At 70.4% G+C, this 16,548-nt stretch carries 15 protein-coding genes; 10 read left to right on the top strand and 5 right to left on the bottom strand.

The features are described 5' to 3' along the window. Positions 1-571 (bottom strand): AMP-binding protein (locus ABZ195_RS06880; protein WP_355216035.1); only part of this gene is annotated, 571 nt, incomplete at its 3' end. 155 nt (positions 572-726) lie between these two features. Here ABZ195_RS06880 and ABZ195_RS06875 point away from each other — a divergent pair. Beyond that, positions 727-1,473: an oxidoreductase gene (locus ABZ195_RS06875; protein ID WP_355216033.1), complete on the top strand. Its 747-nt coding sequence runs from the start codon at positions 727-729 to the stop codon at positions 1,471-1,473. A gap of 420 nt (positions 1,474-1,893) precedes the next feature. On the opposite strand, the gene ABZ195_RS06870 is transcribed toward ABZ195_RS06875, so the two are convergent. Continuing rightward, positions 1,894-2,751, bottom strand: coding sequence for an HAD-IB family hydrolase (locus tag ABZ195_RS06870; protein WP_355216031.1), 858 nt, complete (start codon positions 2,749-2,751; stop codon positions 1,894-1,896). Positions 2,752-3,199: 448 nt separating this feature from the next. On the opposite strand from ABZ195_RS06870, the gene ssd reads away from it, so the two are divergent. From ssd to ABZ195_RS06835, 7 genes are read left to right on the top strand one after another with little or no spacing between them, the layout of a single operon-like run. After that, positions 3,200-4,276 carry a septum site-determining protein Ssd gene (gene ssd, locus ABZ195_RS06865; RefSeq protein WP_355216029.1) on the top strand — a complete coding sequence of 359 codons (1,077 nt, stop codon included), beginning with the start codon at positions 3,200-3,202 and terminating at the stop codon, positions 4,274-4,276. Then, entirely contained in the window at positions 4,273-5,436 is a 1,164-nt protein-coding gene (locus ABZ195_RS06860) for a TadA family conjugal transfer-associated ATPase (RefSeq protein WP_355216028.1), read from the top strand. The genes ssd and ABZ195_RS06860 overlap by 4 nt, the downstream gene beginning before the upstream one ends. Positions 5,437-5,450: 14 nt before the next feature. Then, complete coding sequence (locus ABZ195_RS06855) at positions 5,451-6,215, top strand: hypothetical protein (RefSeq protein ID WP_355216120.1); 765 nt, start codon at positions 5,451-5,453, stop codon at positions 6,213-6,215. Next, on the top strand, positions 6,212-6,778 hold the full coding sequence (locus ABZ195_RS06850) for a type II secretion system F family protein (RefSeq protein ID WP_355216026.1): 567 nt from the start codon (positions 6,212-6,214) through the stop codon (positions 6,776-6,778). The genes ABZ195_RS06855 and ABZ195_RS06850 overlap by 4 nt, the downstream gene beginning before the upstream one ends. Positions 6,779-6,823: 45 nt before the next feature. Continuing rightward, complete coding sequence (locus tag ABZ195_RS06845) at positions 6,824-7,042, top strand: DUF4244 domain-containing protein (RefSeq protein ID WP_355216024.1); 219 nt, start codon at positions 6,824-6,826, stop codon at positions 7,040-7,042. Between the two features lie 41 nt (positions 7,043-7,083). Then, a complete protein-coding gene (locus tag ABZ195_RS06840; RefSeq protein ID WP_355216118.1) occupies positions 7,084-7,368 on the top strand; it encodes a TadE family type IV pilus minor pilin in 285 nt (94 codons plus the stop codon). Then, entirely contained in the window at positions 7,328-7,699 is a 372-nt protein-coding gene (locus ABZ195_RS06835) for an Rv3654c family TadE-like protein (RefSeq protein WP_355216023.1), read from the top strand. Before ABZ195_RS06840 ends, ABZ195_RS06835 begins: the two co-directional genes overlap by 41 nt. Positions 7,700-7,707: 8 nt before the next feature. On the opposite strand, the gene ABZ195_RS06830 is transcribed toward ABZ195_RS06835, so the two are convergent. Continuing rightward, positions 7,708-8,763, bottom strand: a complete 1,056-nt coding sequence (locus tag ABZ195_RS06830; protein ID WP_355216021.1) for a PAS domain-containing protein — start codon at positions 8,761-8,763, stop codon at positions 7,708-7,710. A 170-nt stretch (positions 8,764-8,933) separates the two neighbouring features. Next, on the bottom strand, positions 8,934-11,273 hold the full coding sequence (locus tag ABZ195_RS06825) for a DEAD/DEAH box helicase (protein WP_355216019.1): 2,340 nt from the start codon (positions 11,271-11,273) through the stop codon (positions 8,934-8,936). A gap of 98 nt (positions 11,274-11,371) precedes the next feature. Between ABZ195_RS06825 and ABZ195_RS06820 the strand changes: the two genes are divergently transcribed. After that, positions 11,372-11,965 (top strand): hypothetical protein, encoded by a 594-nt coding sequence (locus ABZ195_RS06820; RefSeq protein WP_355216017.1) that lies wholly within the window; start codon positions 11,372-11,374, stop codon positions 11,963-11,965. A 129-nt stretch (positions 11,966-12,094) separates the two neighbouring features. After that, positions 12,095-14,923: a type I DNA topoisomerase gene (topA, locus tag ABZ195_RS06815; RefSeq protein WP_355216015.1), complete on the top strand. Its 2,829-nt coding sequence runs from the start codon at positions 12,095-12,097 to the stop codon at positions 14,921-14,923. Here topA and ABZ195_RS06810 read toward each other — a convergent pair. After that, positions 14,920-16,509, bottom strand: coding sequence for an adenylate/guanylate cyclase domain-containing protein (locus tag ABZ195_RS06810; protein ID WP_355216014.1), 1,590 nt, complete (start codon positions 16,507-16,509; stop codon positions 14,920-14,922). The genes topA and ABZ195_RS06810 overlap by 4 nt on opposite strands. Positions 16,510-16,548: the final 39 nt, after the last annotated feature.

Raw genomic sequence — 16,548 nt, 5'->3', positions numbered from 1 at the left:
GCCCGTCGGTGGTGATGACGAGCTTGGCCTCGGCGTCCTCGACGCGGGCCTTCAGGGCGCTGGCGGAGAAGCCGGCGAACACCACCGAGTGCATGACGCCCAACCGGGCGCACGCGAGCATCGCCACGATCGCCTCGGGGACCATCGGCATGTAGATGGCGACGCGGTCACCGGCGACCAGGCCGAGGTCGGTCAGCGCGTTCGCGGCCTTGGACACCTCGTCCTTGAGTTGGGCGTAGGTGATGGTGCGGTGGTCGTCGACGGGTTCGCCGACCCAGTGGATGGCGACCCGGTCGCCGTTGCCTGCCTCGACGTGGCGGTCCACGCAGTTGTAGGCCACGTTGAGCGCGCCGTCGGCGAACCACTTGGCCACCGGGGCTTCCGACCAGTCCAGTACCTCGGTGAACGGCGTCTCCCAGGCCAGCCGTTGGGCCTGCGCCGCCCAGAACGCGAGGCGGTCGGCGTCGGCCTCGTCGTAGAGCGCGGCGGTCGCGTTGGCTTGTTCGGCGAATGCGTCCGACGGCGGATAGGAGGTCTGATGGGACGGCGCCGCAGTGTCGTTCTGTGCCATGAACGTGAGCGTAGTCACCACCGATGTGGCCAAGGGAGACAACTCACGTCGACGGCTGCGGACGGTGCCCGATGCGCGCCGAACGCGCACGTGGACGGGTCCAACGGTCGGCGACCCCACGACGGGACGTCGCGCCGTGGCACTAGCGTGTCCTCGTGGCCGCTCCCGATCCCCTTGCCCCACTGGCGGAATTGCCGGGGGTGGCCGACGCCGCCGAACAGGCCAGAGAGGCGCTGGCCTTGGCGCACCGGCACAAGGCGAACCGTCGCGGGTGGCCCGCCACCGCGGCCGAGGCCGCGATGCGGGCGGCCCGTGCGTCGTCCGTGCTCGACGGCGGATCGCTGGTGCTCACCCCCGGCGAGGGACCCGATCCCGTGCTGGCGGGCGCGCTGCGTGTCGCCGAGGCGCTCGAAGGTGGCGCGTCCCAGCTCATCGGGGTCTGGCAACGCGCCCCGTTGCAGGCGATCGCGCGACTGCACGCCCTCGCCGCCGCCGACCTGACGGAGGACGACCGCCTCGGGCGTCCGCGTGCCGACGACGGCGTCGGGCGTCGGCTCGAGATGCTGGCCGACGTCGTGACGAGCACGCGGGTTTCGGCTCCGGTGCTCGCCGCGGTGGTGCACGGCGAGCTGTTGGTGCTGGCCCCCTTCGGCGTCGCCGACGGCGTGGTGGCGCGGGGCGTGTCGCGCCTGGCCACGATCGCCAGCGGTCTGGACACCCGCGGTCTGGGCGTCCCCGAACAGTTCTGGATGCAGAAGCCCGGCGACTACCGGGCGGCCGCGCGCGGGTTCGAGTCGGGCACCGCGGAGGGGCTGACCGCCTGGCTGCTCAACGGCTGCCACGCTCTGAGGGCTGGTGCGCGGGAGGCGTTGACGATCGCCGAGGCGTCGTCGAAGAAGTGAGCTCAGCAAAATGAAGCGGGCGGCGCTCCGAATGACTCGGCTCGCCGCCCGCTAGCACGGAACTCCGGATACCATGCGTGCTTCGTGGGTTGCGTGGGTGGCCTCGGCGTTCTTGCGCTGCGGTTCGGCTGCTGGCCCCACCCAAGGGGTCGTCGCTTGGCGTCCGCTCTTCGCAATTCCGCAGGCCCGCAACACTTCTACCATTATCGCGGCATGTGCTCCGCGTGGGTTCGCAGGTTCCGTGCTGGGAAGCCTCTGTTGGGAGCGCGAACCTTCTCTTCCGGTTCGAACTTGGCCTCGATCGGCTTCCGTGACTCCTTTGTACTCCGTGACCGCGGTCACATCAAGGGCCAATTCGGGCGAGTCGCCAGATCGTTACGCGCACACCCCAGCAAAAGCGTCGGCGGCCTCTTTGCGCGCTTAGAAGGCGAACCGACGCAGCAACGAGTAGGTCAGTGCACCGGCGGCCAGGGCGCTGACGCCGACCGCGACGGAGGTGGCGACCGCGGCGCCCGACGGTGCGCCGATGCGTTCCCTGAGGGACACGGCTCGGGAGAACGTCAGCACCGGCCAGTCCCGACCGAGGGCCTCCCGGCGCAACGCCCGGTCGGGGTTCACGACGGTGGGGTGCCCGACCGCCTCCAGCATGGGTAGGTCGGTGATCGAGTCGGAGTAGGCGTAGCAGTGGTCCAGCGAATAGCCCTCGCGTGCGGCGAGTTCCTGGATCGCCTCGACCTTGCCCTCGCCGTAACAGTAAAAGGCCACCTCGCCGGTGTACTTGCCGTCCTCGACGACCATCCGGGTCGCCATCGCATGCGTCGCGCCGAGGGCCTTGGCGATCGGTGCGACGATCTCCTCGCCCGAGGCCGACACCACGACGACGTCGCGACCGCACAGCTTGTGGTCGGCGATCAGGTTGGCCGCCTCAACGAAGACCAGGGGGTCGACGATGTCGTGCATCGTCTCCCCGACGATCGACTTGACCTGCTCGACGTTCCACCCTGCGCACATGGTGGTGATGTAGGAGCGCATCCGGTCCATCTGTTCGTGGTCGGCACCCGACATGTGGAACAGGAATTGCGCGTAGGTCGACTTGAGGACCGCTTGTCGGTTAATTAGACCCTGATCGAAGAACGGTTTGCTGAAAGCCAGCGTGCTCGACTTCGCGATCACCGTCTTGTCGAGGTCGAAGAACGCCGCCGTGCGAAATGGCGGGTCGGTGGCGGGCGCGAAACGCGGCTCTGTCGGGTCCGCCGAGGCGGCGCCGGAAGCGGTCACGAAGCCAGCATAGGCGGCGGGCGTGTCGGGTGAGGCGCCCGCTGTAGCGAAGTGGCAGTCCCCGCCACGTGTCCTCCTGGGTAACTTTCCAGGTCACCGTACGATTCCATTGAGGATTCATAGGGTGTCGATGACTTGCGCTCGCCCTCATCGCCGTGTGTATAGTAAGCATCACTCGGCTTATGCCGGGTGTGCATCAGCCCGACCCCCCGGGGCTGATACACGACGACCTCCGCCTCCTCCCCCCTGGCGGGGGTCGTCCCTTTTTCCGGGGTGTTTCTTCGCAACGGCCCCTTCAGAATTCCAACCGAAGTGACCGTTCCCCCCATGAGTTTGCGCGGCGCTCGTGCGCGCCGGTCCATCCACAGACGCTGTTTCATACACATGTCTGGCACGTTGCGGCCTCAGCGGACCCTTCGGGCGTCCGCCGTAGCCACACAGTGGAGGCATGAGTTCGAGCAACGTCACTCTGGCCGTGGTCGCCGACGCCTCCCTTCGGCACGACGTCGACCGCGTCGCGGCGGCGGTCGGCGTACGCGTCGTGCACGTCGGCGAACCCTCCAGCCGCAAGGTCTGGCTGGCGGCGTCGGCGGTCGTCCTGGATCTCGAGGGCGCCCGCCGCTGCGCCGAACTGGGCCTGCCGCGCCGCGACCACGTCGTGGTGGTCGGCACCGCCACGCCCAACCCCGATCAGTGGCACCTCGTCGTGGCCGTCGGCGCCCAGCGGGTGTTGTCGCTGCCGTCGGACGAGGTGAGCCTGATCTCGGCGCTGGCCGACGCAGCCGAATCCATGGCCGACGACCGCAGGCGTGGCCCGGTACTGGCCGTCGTCGGCGGCTGCGGCGGAGCGGGCGCCTCGGTCTTCGCCACCGCACTGGCGCACGTCGCGCCCAACGCCCTGCTGGTCGACGTCGACCCGTGGAGTGGCGGAATCGACCTGACCCTTGGCAGCGAGCTGGATGCCGGTCTGCGATGGCCCGAACTGGACCTCGGCGGTGGCCGGGTCGGGCATCACGCGTTGTCGGCCGCGTTGCCGTCGCGGCATGGTGTCACCGTCCTGTCGGCAGGTCGCTCCGGCGGCGAGATCGACGCCGGCGCGCTCACCGCGGTGGTCGACGGCGGCTGTCGGGCGGGTGCCACGACGATCTGTGATCTGCCCCGTCGTGCCACCCCGGCGGTGGGTGCCGTGCTCGACGCCGCAGACCTCGTCGTCCTCGTGGTCCCCGCCGACGTCCGGTCGTGCGCCGCCGCGTCGGCCGTGGCGACGTGGCTGAACGAGGCCAATCCGAACGTCGGGTTGGTGGTCCGCGGACCCGCCCCGGGCGGCCTGCGCTCCGCCGACGTGGCCCGCATCGTCGACCGACCGCTGCTGGCGGCAATGCGACCGCAACCCGGTCTTGCCGCCGAACTCGAACGGGGCGGGTTGCGACCGAGGCGGCGCTCACCCCTGACCGCGGCCGCTCGGCAGGTACTCGAGGTGCTACACCGCCAGCCCGGCGCGACCGACGAGCAGTTGATCGCATGAGCGCTTCGCTGATCGAGCGGGTCAGGGAGCGCCTGGCAACCGAGTCAGGACCGCTGCTGCCCAACGTCGTCGCGGAGGCGATACGCGCGGAGTCGGGTGGCTTGCTCGGAGACACCGACGTCCTGAGCAACCTGCGTCTGCTGCAGACCGAACTGACCGGCGCCGGAATCCTGGAACCGCTGCTCTGCGCGAGGGGCACGACCGACGTCCTGGTCGCGGCACCCGACGCGGTGTGGGTCGACGACGGGGGTGGGCTTCGGCGGACCGCCGTGCGATTCGACGACGAGGCGGCCGTCCGGCGGCTGGCCCAGCGGTTGGCGCTGGCGGCCGGGCGACGCCTCGACGAGGCCCAGCCCTGGGTCGACGGGCAACTCCCCGGTCTCGGCGCCGGCGGATTGACCGTGCGACTGCACGCCGTGCTACCTCCGATCACGCCCGCAGGCACCTGCCTGTCGCTGCGGGTGTTGCGACCGGCCACCCAGGATCTCGCGGCGCTGGTCGACGCCGGGGCGATCGCCCCCGACGCCGTCGCCCTCGTCGGAGACGTGATCGCCGCACGTTTGGCGTTCCTGGTCTCGGGCGGCACCGGCGCCGGAAAGACGACGCTGCTGTCCGCGGCGCTGGGTGCCGTCGCCGCGACCGAACGCATCGTCTGCGTCGAGGACGCGCCCGAACTCGCCCCGCGCCACCCGCACCTGGTCAACCTCGTCGCCCGCTACGCCAACGTCGAGGGTGTCGGCGAGGTGACGGTTCGCGACCTCGTCCGCCAGGCTCTGCGGATGCGACCCGACCGCATCGTCGTCGGAGAGGTGCGTGGCGGCGAGGTCGTCGACCTGCTCGCCGCGTTGAACACCGGTCACGACGGCGGCGCCGGCACCGTGCACGCCAACAGTCCCGCCGAGGTGCCCGCCCGTCTCGAGGCGTTGGCGGCGGTCGGCGGGCTGGACCGGGCTGCGCTACACAGTCAGCTCGCCGCGGCCGTCCAGGTGGTGCTCCACGTCGGCCGGAACGGCTCCGGTTTGCGCCGACTCCAGGAGATCGCCGTCCTACGCCGGGGTGTTAACGGACTCGTCGGGGCGGTCACCGCCTGGCATGCCGACCGCGGCGTGGGCGCCGGCATGGACGCCCTGACCGATCTCCTGTCGGCGCGCGGCTCGTGACGGTCGCGGCGCTGATGCTGGCGGTGGCGCTGGTCGTGTCCCCGGGCCGACCGCACCGGCGGCTGGGTCCCCCACCGACACCGGCGCGGCCCCGCCGCCGCGTCGTGACGGTGGGGTGCGTGCTGGCCGTCGCGGCGACCGCGGTGGTCGTCCCCGTCACCGCGACCGTCGCGCTCGGGATGGTCGTTGCGTCGATCATGTTGCGCCGCAGGAGAACCCGGATGCGACGCGTGCGTGTCCACGAGGCGACCACTCTCGAGGGTGCGCTCGGCGTCCTGGTGGGGGAGCTCAGGGTGGGGGCACACCCCGTCGTGGCCTTCGAGAGCGCGGCCGCCGAAGTGGACGGTCGAGTCGCGGATTCGTTGCGTGCGGTCGCCGCTCGCGCTCGACTCGGAGCCGACGTCGCCGCCGGATTGAGCGCCGTCGCCAGGCAGTCGACGGTGCCGCAGTACTGGGAGAGGCTGTCGGCGACCTGGCTTCTGGCCCAGAGCCATGGTTTGGCGATCGTCGCACTCGTCCGCGCGGCTGAACGCGACATCGTCGAGCGCGAACGCTTCGCCTCCGGGGTGTCGGCGGGCATGGCGGGTGCGCGGGCCACCGCCACGATCCTGGCGGGACTGCCGCTGCTGGGCGTCGGTTTGGGCCACGCCATCGGCGCCGAGCCGATGCGGTTCCTGCTGTCCGGCGGCGTCGGCGGATGGTGCCTGGTGATTGGCGTGGCGCTCGCCTGCGCAGGGCTGTCGTGGTCGGACCGCATCACCGACCGGGCCCTCGGATGAGCCTCGCCGCAGTGCTTCTCGCCTTGGCGGTGCTGCTCACCGGAGGTCGGACGCGTGGCGTCGACCCGGCCGGGGGTGTCGTGCCACCGGCGACGGCTGGCGAGGCGCACGACCCTCTCGCCGTGGCCTCGGCGCTGGACGTGTTCGCCGCGTGTCTGTCGTCGGGCATGGCCGTGGCGGCCGCCGCGCGGGCGACGACACCGTTCGCGCCGCGCGACCTGGCCGACGTGCTGCAACGGGCTGCGGACCTGCTCGCCGTCGGCGCCGACGCGACGACCGTCTGGTCGACCGTGGACCCCGCGGGGGAGCCGCGCGTCGAGGCGCTGTGCCGGCTCGCCCGTCGGTCCGCGGCGTCGGGAAGCGCTCTTGCGCAGGCGGTTGCGGACCTCGCCGACCAGTCCCGCCGCGACGCGGGCGATTCGGCGCGGGCCGCGGCCGAACGCGCGTCGGTTTTGATCGCCGGTCCGCTCGGTGTGTGCTATCTGCCGGCGTTCGTCTGCCTGGGGATCGTGCCCGTGGTGGTCGGGCTGGCCGGGGACGTGTTGCAGTCGGGCATGTGGTGAAACGCATTGGAGCACGCGGAGACGCCGCGTGCGGGTGCCGGATGAATGGAGAGAGAAGTGTTGCACGGCAACGTATTACGACGGGTTCAGGCGCGACTGGTGCTGCTGGCCGTCGACGAGGACGGCATGAGCACCGTCGAGTACGCCATCGGCACGATCGCTGCGGCGGCGTTCGGGGCGATCCTCTACACGGTGGTCACGGGGGATTCGATCGTGAACGCCCTCAGCAACATCATCACCCGGGCGCTGAACACCAACGTCTAGGTGACGATGCGGGTGGTGCCACCGTCGAGGCGGCCTTCGCGATCGCCGCGCTGGTGGTCGTCCTGGCGTTCTGTGTCGGCGGCCTCGCGGCCGTGGGAATGCAGGTGCGGTGCGTGGACTCCTCGCGCGAGGCCGCCAGGTTGGCCGCCCGTGGTGACGAGGGTGCTGCCGCCGACGTGGTGCGCCGGGGCGGACCGGCGGATGCTCGGCTGGCACTTCACCGAGACGGCGGATACGTGGTGGCGCGGGTCAGCTCGCAGTCGATCCTGTTGCCCGGCATCACGATTGCGGCCGAGTCGGTCGCGGCGGTCGAGCCTGGCCTCTGACTGCGGCGCGGCCAGCGTGGTGGCCGCGATGATGATGGCGGTGTTGATGGCGTTGACCGTCGGTGGGGCGCTGGTGGGTTCGGCGGTGATTGCCCGGCATCGTGCGCAGGCGGCGGCGGATCTGGCCGCCCTCGCGGCGGCTGGCCGGTTGGCGTCCGGCCCGCAGGCGGCGTGCGCGTCGGCGGGGTCGCTGGCCGCGGCGATGTCGGCGACGGTGGCCGGGTGCACGGTCGAGGAACTCGACGTCGTCGTGGCCACCGAGGTGCCCGTGCGCCTGGGTCACTGGGGTGTACACGTCGCCCGTGCCAGCGCCCGCGCCGGACCGGCGTGAGGGGGAGGCTAGGTGCGGGCGCGACGCGACGCCGACTTGGCGCGGCGGGTGGTCGTGCGTGTCGCGGGGGGTTCGTCGTGCGTCGGCAACCTCAGCGACAGCAGGCCGGCGTAGGTGTCGGCCGCGATCTCGACCCGGTGGGCCGTGACGTGCACGGGCGTCCACCCGCCGTCGACGGACCGCAGTCGAAGCACGCGCGATGCCGGGCCCTCGTCGAACTCGGTGGACATCGCAACCATGTCGGCCTGGTCGTCGGGATGGACGATGGACTCGCCCGCCTCCGTGGCGTGCCAGTCGAAGAACGGGCACGGCTCGTCGAGCCACTTCAGCAGCTTCCACGTCGTCAGGTCCACCAGCGCCCGGTGCACGCCCGGCCGTGCCAGTCCGTTGAGGATTCGTTGGCCGAGGTCGTCGGAGCGCCTCGACGGCACGTCGGTGACCGCCCGCCAGTTCATCGCCCGGCAGATCAACCGCTCGCGGCTGGAGTCGTCGACTTCGGCGAGCACCCTGGCCGCGAAGCCGACCGTGATCGGCTTGCCCTTGTAGTCGGTGACCTCCCAGGTGCTGCAGAACGTGCGTCCGGCCTCGGGCCTGATCGCCACCGCCAGGACCCTGGCCTCGTCCGGGTTGAGATTTCTGGCGGGCAGATCCTCTGCGAATGCCCGGCCCTGCGTGGCCTCGGTGGTGGGGTCCAGCCCGCTGTTCATCAGCGACTCGGGCGTGTCGGTGGCGACGCCGTCGCTCAGGTCCCACTTCAACGGACCCGGCATCACGCGGTCGGGCGGATCCCGATCCAGCGGACCGATCCACACGTGCACCCCGTGGATGCGACCGTCGGTCATCTGCACCACCTCGGTGCGAATCACGCGGTCGCTCTTGGGCGTCAAACTGCTCAAGGCCTTGCCGCCCTGCACCGTCTCGTTGATGGCCGTCTGGATGGCCATCAGGTGGGGGCTGCGCCGCAGGAACGCGCTGACCGGGACGAGGTTCTTGGTGTGCTGGCCCTCGGCGACGACGGCCGGTTCGTCGCCGAGTGTCTCCACCAGCAGCCAGTCGTCGGTCATGCCGACATCCTAGGCGTTCGGCCACCTGCGGCTTAGCGGGATCAGCCCTGCGACGTGCGGCTCGGACTGCATCGTCGCAGCGTCAGCCGGGTCTCGGGGACGCGCCGCCACCATGCACCGTGGTTGCGTCACCCCTGCACGACCAGGGTCGGTCGTCCGTCCCGACCGGCTCACGCGGGGGACTTGGCCAGCTCGTCGAGCACCAGCCTGAGCACCGCCACCGCCCCGGCCTTGTCCAGCGGGTCGTTGCCGTTGCCGCACTTCGGCGACTGCACGCACGACGGGCAGCCAGACGGGCACTCGCACGATTCGATCGCCGAGGCCGTGGCCTCCCACCACGTGCCCAGCCGTCGATACCCGCGGTCGGCGAAGCCTGCGCCGCCCGGGTGGCCGTCGTAGACGAAGATCGTCGGCTCACCCGTCTCCGGCCCCACCGCCATGGACACCCCGCCGATGTCCCCCCGGTCGCAGCTGGCCACCAGTGGTAGCAGCCCGATGGCCGCGTGCTCGGCGGCGTGCAGAGATCCCGGTACGCGGATGTCGTCGATTCCGCTGTCCGCCAACGCCTCCGGCTCGATGTTGCACATTACCGCCATGGTGTCGAGCGTCTGGGTGGGCATGTCGAGGTCGACGAAGTCGATCACCTCGCCGTTCATCCGGCGCCGCAGGAACCCGATCACGGTGTGGCTGACCGACACCGGCACGACGCCGATGGTGATCGGCCCCACCGTGCGTCGCTCTCCGGCACCGGTCACCGCGACGTCGGTCAACTCGCGCGCCGAGGTCGAGTACCCCGGATCGTCGGCGCGGACGAACGCGATGCCGTCCTCGAAGTCCAGCGAGTCGACCACGTAGGTCTCGCCCTGATGCAGGTACACCGCGCCGGGATGAATCGACGACGGTGCCTGACCCGCACCCGTGCTGCCCAGCATGCGGCCCGTGCCGGTCTCGACGATCGCGATCTGCCCGCCGGTGGATCCGCGGATGTCGACGGCGGAATGAGGATCCAGACCCGGTGCGGGGAAGTAGCCGGCGGGGCGGCGCCGCAGGAGGCCGTCGTCGACCAGTGCGTCGGCCACGGCTTCGGCGTTCCAGGTTCGCACCTCGGCCTCAGTCAGCGGCAATTCGGTTGCTGCGCATAGCATTTGAGGACCAAGGACATACGGATTGGTCGGGTCGATCACCACGCGCTCGATCGGCTTGTCCAGCAGGGCCGCCGGATGGTGCACCAGGAACGTGTCCAGCGGGTCGTCCCTGGCGATCAGCACGATCAGGGCGCTCTGCCCGCGCCGCCCCGCCCGCCCCGCCTGCTGCCAGAACGACGCCACCGTGCCGGGGAACCCGGCCAGCACCACCGCGTCGAGACCGGCGACGTCGACGCCCAACTCGAGGGCGTTGGTGGTGGCCAGCCCACGCAGTTCGCCCTCGGACAGGGCCCGTTCCAGAGCGCGCCGGTCCTCGGCCAGGTACCCGGCCCGATAGGACGCCACCAGATGGGCGAGGTCGGGTGCGACGTCCTCCAGCCGGGCCCGGGCCCCGAGCGCGGTGAGCTCGGCCCCGCGCCGAGACCTGACGAAGGTCAACGTGCGTGCGCCCTCGGCGATCAGGTCCGCCATCACCCGGGAGGCCTCCGAGCCGGCGGAGCGCCGCACCGGGGCGCCGTTCTCGCCCGTGACGTCGTCGCGCAGCGCGGGTTCCCACAGCGCGACGGTGCGGCCACCCTGCGGGGAGCCGTCGTCGGTGACCTCGGCGACGGTGTGGCCGAGCAGTTCCGACGCCGTCTCGGCCGGTGCGGAGGCGGTGGCGCTGGCGAAGACGACGGTCGGGCCGCCGTCGTCGGCCGCGTACCGCTCGCACAGCCGCACCAGGCGGCGTAGCACCATCGCCACATTGGAACCGAAGATGCCGCGGTAGTAATGACATTCGTCGACCACGACGTACTTCAGGTTGCGCAGGAACACCGCCCAGCGGGCGTGGTTGCGCAACAGCGACAGATGGATCATGTCGGGGTTGGAGAAGATCCATCGCGACCGCTCGCGGGCCAGCCGCCGGGCGTCGTTGGAGCTGTCCCCGTCATACGGGCTCGGCGAGACGTCGCGCAACCGCGGCACCGCGTTGGTCAGCGACTGCGCGGCCCGCAGCTGGTCGTGTCCGAGTGCCTTGGTCGGCGAGAGGTACAGCGCCCGCGCGCGGGGATCGGCCGCGAGCGTGGTGAGGATCGGCAATTGATAGGCCAGGGACTTGCCCGACGCGGTGCCGGTGCTGAGCACCACGTGGCGACCGGAGTGCGCGAGGTCGGCGGCGGCGGCCTGGTGGCTCCAGGGCTGCGTGACGCCGCGGTCCACGAACGCCGAGACGACGTCCGGATCGGCCCATTGCGGCCAGGGTTGGGTGCGAGCCCGCCGCGGCGCCAGGTCGGCCACGTGGCGCAGCGGATGCTCGTCGACGTCGGTGCCCTCCACGGCGCGGGCGAGCAGCGCGCGACCGAAGTCAGAGACCCCCTCGGACACGCTGCACCCCCTCGACGTCGCCAACCACTCCATGATCGTCCACGTCGTCGCGGCCCGGTGTCGCGGCGGGAAGGCCGTGCTGGCCTAATGTCGCAGTCGTGAGCCAGCTGTCCTTCTTCTCGGCAGAGGCGGTGCCGCCAGCGGTCGCCGACCTGACCGGGATTCTGGCCGCCTCGGGACAGGTGGTGCTCGTCGGCCAGGGCAAAGAGCAGGCAGCGCGCTTGTCCGTCGTGGTCGACGCGCAGTGGCGCGCGGAGGCGCTGGCCGCGATGATCGCCGACGCGGGTCTGGTGCCCGAGATCGGCCGGACCGACGAGAACACCCCGCTGGTGCGCACCGCGCCGGATCCGCTGCTGTTCGGCATCGCGAAGAGTTGGACGCGCGGTGCGGTGAAGACCGTCCCGCCGCAGTGGCTGCCCGGGCCGCGGGAGCTGCGGGCGTGGACGTTGGCCGCCGGAACGCCCGAAGCCGACCGTTACCTGCTCGGTCTGGACCCGCATGCGCCGGACACGCATACCGCACTCGCGGCGGCGATGATGCGGGTGGGAATTGCACCAACCTTGATCGGCACCCGCGGGACACACCCGGCGCTGCGGATCAGTGGCCGTCGACGCCTATCGCGCCTGGTAGAGAACGTAGGGGAACCACCCGAGGAGCCTGAGGCGTTTCACAGCTGGCCGCACTCCGGGTGAGTCCCGCAGGCTAGGCCAGTTTGCGTAGGCTCGCCGGTAGTGCCAAATTGTCAGTTGCCGCGGGCTGGTGGGACCACTGATTCAGTGGTATCGCGCTTTCGGCAACATAGAAGTGGAGCGTAAACACAGTTGGCTGACTCCGGCGGTGGCAGCGGCAACGGCAGGATTCGGCGACTCGTCATAGTCGAGTCGCCTACCAAGGCGCGCAAGATCGCGGGCTACTTGGGCTCGAACTACGTCGTCGAATCGTCGCGTGGACACATCCGCGACCTGCCCAGGGCCGCCGCCGACGTGCCCGCGAAGTACAAGACGGAGCCTTGGGCGCGCCTCGGGGTCAACGTCGACGCGGACTTCGAACCGCTCTACATCGTCAGCCCCGAGAAGAAGGGCACCGTCGCCGAGCTCAAGGCGCTGCTCAAGGACGTCGACGAGCTCTATCTTGCGACGGACGGTGACCGTGAGGGCGAGGCGATCGCCTGGCACCTGCTCGAGACGCTCAAGCCGCGCATCCCGGTCAAGCGGATGGTGTTCCACGAGATCACCGAATCGGCCATCCGGGCCGCCGCCGACGACCCCCGTGACCTCGACATCGACCTGGTCGACGCCCAGGAGACCCGTCGCATCCTCGACCGCCTGTACGGCTACGAGGTCAGCCCCGTGCTGTGGAAGAAGGTGGCGCCGAAGCTGTCGGCGGGCCGGGTCCAGTCGGTCGCGACGCGCATCATCGTGCAGCGCGAGCGCGAGCGGATGGCATTTCGCAGCGCCGGCTACTGGGACGTCACCGCCGAGCTGGACGCGTCGGTGTCCGACCCCGAGGCGTCTCCACCGAAGTTCACCGCCAAGCTCAACACCGTCGACGGCAAGCGCGTGGCCAGCGGTCGCGACTTCGACTCCCTAGGTGGGCTGAAACGCCCCGAAGAAGTGCGGGTGTTGACCGAATCGGCCGCCTCGGCCCTGGCCGGCGGTCTGCGCGGCGCCCAGCTCAGCGTCGCCTCGGTCGAGCAGAAGCCCTACACCCGCCGGCCGTACCCGCCGTTCATGACCTCGACGCTGCAGCAGGAGGCCGGCCGCAAGCTGCGGTTCTCCTCGGAGCGGTGCATGAGCATCGCGCAGCGGTTGTACGAGAACGGCTACATCACCTACATGCGCACCGACTCGACGACGCTGTCGGAGACGGCGATCAACGCGGCCCGCAACCAGGCCAGGCAGCTCTACGGCGAGGAGTACGTCCATCCGACGGCCCGCCAGTACACCCGCAAGGTCAAGAACGCCCAGGAGGCTCACGAGGCCATCAGGCCGTCGGGCGACGTCTTCCAGACGCCGGGGCAGCTGCACTCTGCGCTCGACAACGACGAATTCCGCCTTTACGAGCTGATCTGGCAGCGCACCGTCGCCTCTCAGATGGCCGATGCGCGCGGTACGACGCTGAGTCTGCGCATCGCCGGTGCCGCGCGGTCGGGCGAGCAGGTCGTCTTCAACGCCAGCGGCCGCACCATCACCTTCGCCGGTTTCCTCAAGGCCTACGTCGAGAGTCTCGACGAGCAGGCCGGTGGCGAGGCCGACGACGCCGAGAGTCGACTGCCGAATCTGACGCAGGGACAACGCGTCGACGCGTCGGACCTGACCGCCGACGGGCACACCACCAGCCCGCCCGCGCGCTACACCGAGGCCTCGCTGATCAAGTCGCTCGAAGAGCTCGGCATCGGCCGCCCGTCGACGTATTCGTCGATCATCAAGACGATTCAGGACCGTGGCTACGTCCACAAGAAGGGCAGTGCGCTGGTCCCGTCGTGGGTGGCGTTCGCCGTGATCGGGTTGCTGGAGCAGCACTTCGGCCGGTTGGTGGACTACGACTTCACCGCGGCCATGGAGGACGAGCTCGACGAGATCGCATCCGGCAACGAGCGACGGACCAACTGGCTCAACAACTTCTACTTCGGTGGCGAGCACGGCGTCGACGGTTCGATCGCGCGCGCCGGTGGGCTCAAGAAGCTGGTCGGCGGCAACCTGGAGGAGATCGACGCGCGAGTCGTCAACTCCATCAAGCTCTTCGAGGACGACCAGGGTCGGACCATCAACGTCCGCGTCGGCCGCAACGGTCCGTACCTGGAACGCATGATCGTCGACCCCGACGATCCCAACGGCGAGTTGAAGCCGCAGCGGGCCAATCTCAAGGATGAGCTCACCCCCGACGAGCTGACCCTCGAGCTCGCCGAGAAGTTGTTCTCCACACCGCAGGAGGGTCGCTCGCTCGGCGTCGACCCGGTGAGTGGTCACGAAATCGTCGCCAAGGACGGGCGATACGGGCCGTACGTCACCGAGGTGCTACCTGCGCCGCCGGAGACTCCCGACGACGGTGACGCCGCCGCACCCGCGAAGAAGACGAAGAAGCCGCCGCCAGGGCCCAAGCCGCGCACCGGCTCACTGCTGCAGTCGATGGACCTCGAGACGATCACGCTCGACGACGCGCTCAAGCTGCTGTCACTGCCGCGGGTGGTCGGCGTCGACCCGGCGACGAACGAGGAGATCACCGCGCAGAACGGCCGCTATGGTCCATACCTCAAGCGCGGCACGGACTCTCGCTCGTTGGCCAACGAGGAGCAGATGTTCACCGTCAGCCTCGAGGAGGCGCTGAAGATCTACTCCGAGCCCAAGCGGCGCGGCAGGCAGGGCGCTGCGACGCCGCCGTTGCGCGAGTTGGGCACCGATCCGGTCTCGGAGAAGCCGATGGTGATCAAGGACGGCCGATTCGGTCCGTACGTCACCGACGGCGAGACCAACGCCAGCCTCCGCAAGGGTGACGACGTCATGTCGATCACCGACGGCCGGGCCTCGGAACTGCTCGCCGACCGGCGTGCGCGCGGCCCCGTCAAGAAGAAGGCGCCGGCCAAGAAGACCGTCAAGAAGGCGCCGGCCAAGAAGGCGCCCGCCAAGAAGGCCGCGGCGAAGAAGGGTTAGTTCGGCGCCTGGCTCGACACGCGCCGGGAGGCGGCGAGGTTGAGCGGCCGGGCCAGCTGCGTCGGCGCGCCGCGGCCGCGCAGTTCGACGATCTCGCCGACGTCCCAGCGCAACGCCTCGGCGTCCAGCGCGCCACTGACCGCGATGGCCGACGCCAGCACGTGCCCCTCCTCCAGCTTGGCCAGCTCGGTGAGCCGGGCGGCCTCGTTGACCGGGTCGCCGATCACGGTGTACTCGAAGCGGGCCTGAGCGCCGATGTGGCCGGCGATGGCCCGGCCTGCGGACACGCCGATGCCGAAGTCGGTCTCGCCCAGCACCTCGATCAGTTCGTCGTGCAGTTCGCGTGAGGCGGCCAGCGCGGCCCCGGAGGCGTCGGGGTGCTCGATGGGGGCGCCGAAGATGGCCAGCGCCGCGTCACCCTGGAACTTGTTGACGAACCCACCGTGCCGGTTGACGCTGTCGACGATGACTCGGAAGAACTCGTTGAGCAGGCTGACGACCTCGGCGGCGGGCCGCGTGGAGGCCAGCTGGGTGGAGCCGACCAGGTCGACGAAGAGCACGGCGACGTCGCGCTCCTGTCCGCCCAGCTCGGTGCCGCGCTCCAGTGCCCGGCGGGCGACGTCCTCCCCGACGTAGCGGCCGAACAGGTCCCGGAGGCGCTGCCGCTCGGCGAGGTCGCGCACCATGTCGTTGAAGCCGGCCTGCAGCAGGCCCAGTTCGCTGGCGTCGTAGATCTGCATGTGGGCGTTGTAGTTGCCGCGCTGCACCTCGCCCAGTGCCCAGCGCAGTTGCCGCAGCGGATCGGCGATCGACATGGCCACCAGCACGGTGCCGGCCAGACCGATGACCAGCGCGGCGACCGCCAGCAGGAGGATCGGGGTGTTGAGGCGCTCCGCGGGGGCGGTCAGGATCTCGAACCTGCTGGCCACCAGGGCCAGCACGATGGCCAGGATGGGCACGCCGGTGGACAGCACCCAGGTGAGCACCTGCCGCTGGATGACACCTGGCGCCTTGAAACTCTCGGGGATTCCACCGCGTAGCGCGGCCACGGCGACCGGCCGCAGCACCCGCTCTGACTGCAGGTAGCCGATGATTGCCGTCGCGGTGGCACCGAGGGCCGCGGCGACGGCGACGACCGGCGCCGACCTGCTGGCGACGGGCCAGCTGGCGACGATGAACACGATCGAGCCGAGGAACCAGTTCGAGACGTTGATCACCGACCGGTAGAAGGGCATCCTCAGAGCCCGCACGCGGGCCAGGTCGGTCACCGCCGGGTCACCACCCCCGAGCAGACTGTCGCGGCGCTGCCAGCGGATCACCGGGATCAGCAACCGCAACGTCAGCCAGGACAGGATCGTGAACGAGACGAAGAGATAACCCAGGAACACCGCCAGGTTGAGGGTGGGCAGGTCCTGGAGCTGAACCCGGTCCTCGGCCGGTAGCCCGAATCGCAGGAAGCCCAGCACGAAGAGCGCGCCGATGATGTCGGCCTGGAGCATGCCGAGGGTGAACACCGGCCACGGCGTGCGTGCGACCCACCGCACGAAGGCGGTGATCCGCCCCATCGGCGGTGTCGGACCGGTCATCCGACAACCGTATCGGTCCACGGGCGTCGGCACGGGCGC

Source organism: Mycobacterium sp. NPDC006124 (assembly GCF_040614235.1).
Classification (GTDB): domain Bacteria; phylum Actinomycetota; class Actinomycetes; order Mycobacteriales; family Mycobacteriaceae; genus Mycobacterium.
Note: the sequence above shows the minus strand (reverse complement) of the source record. Positions and strands in the feature narration are given on the sequence as shown.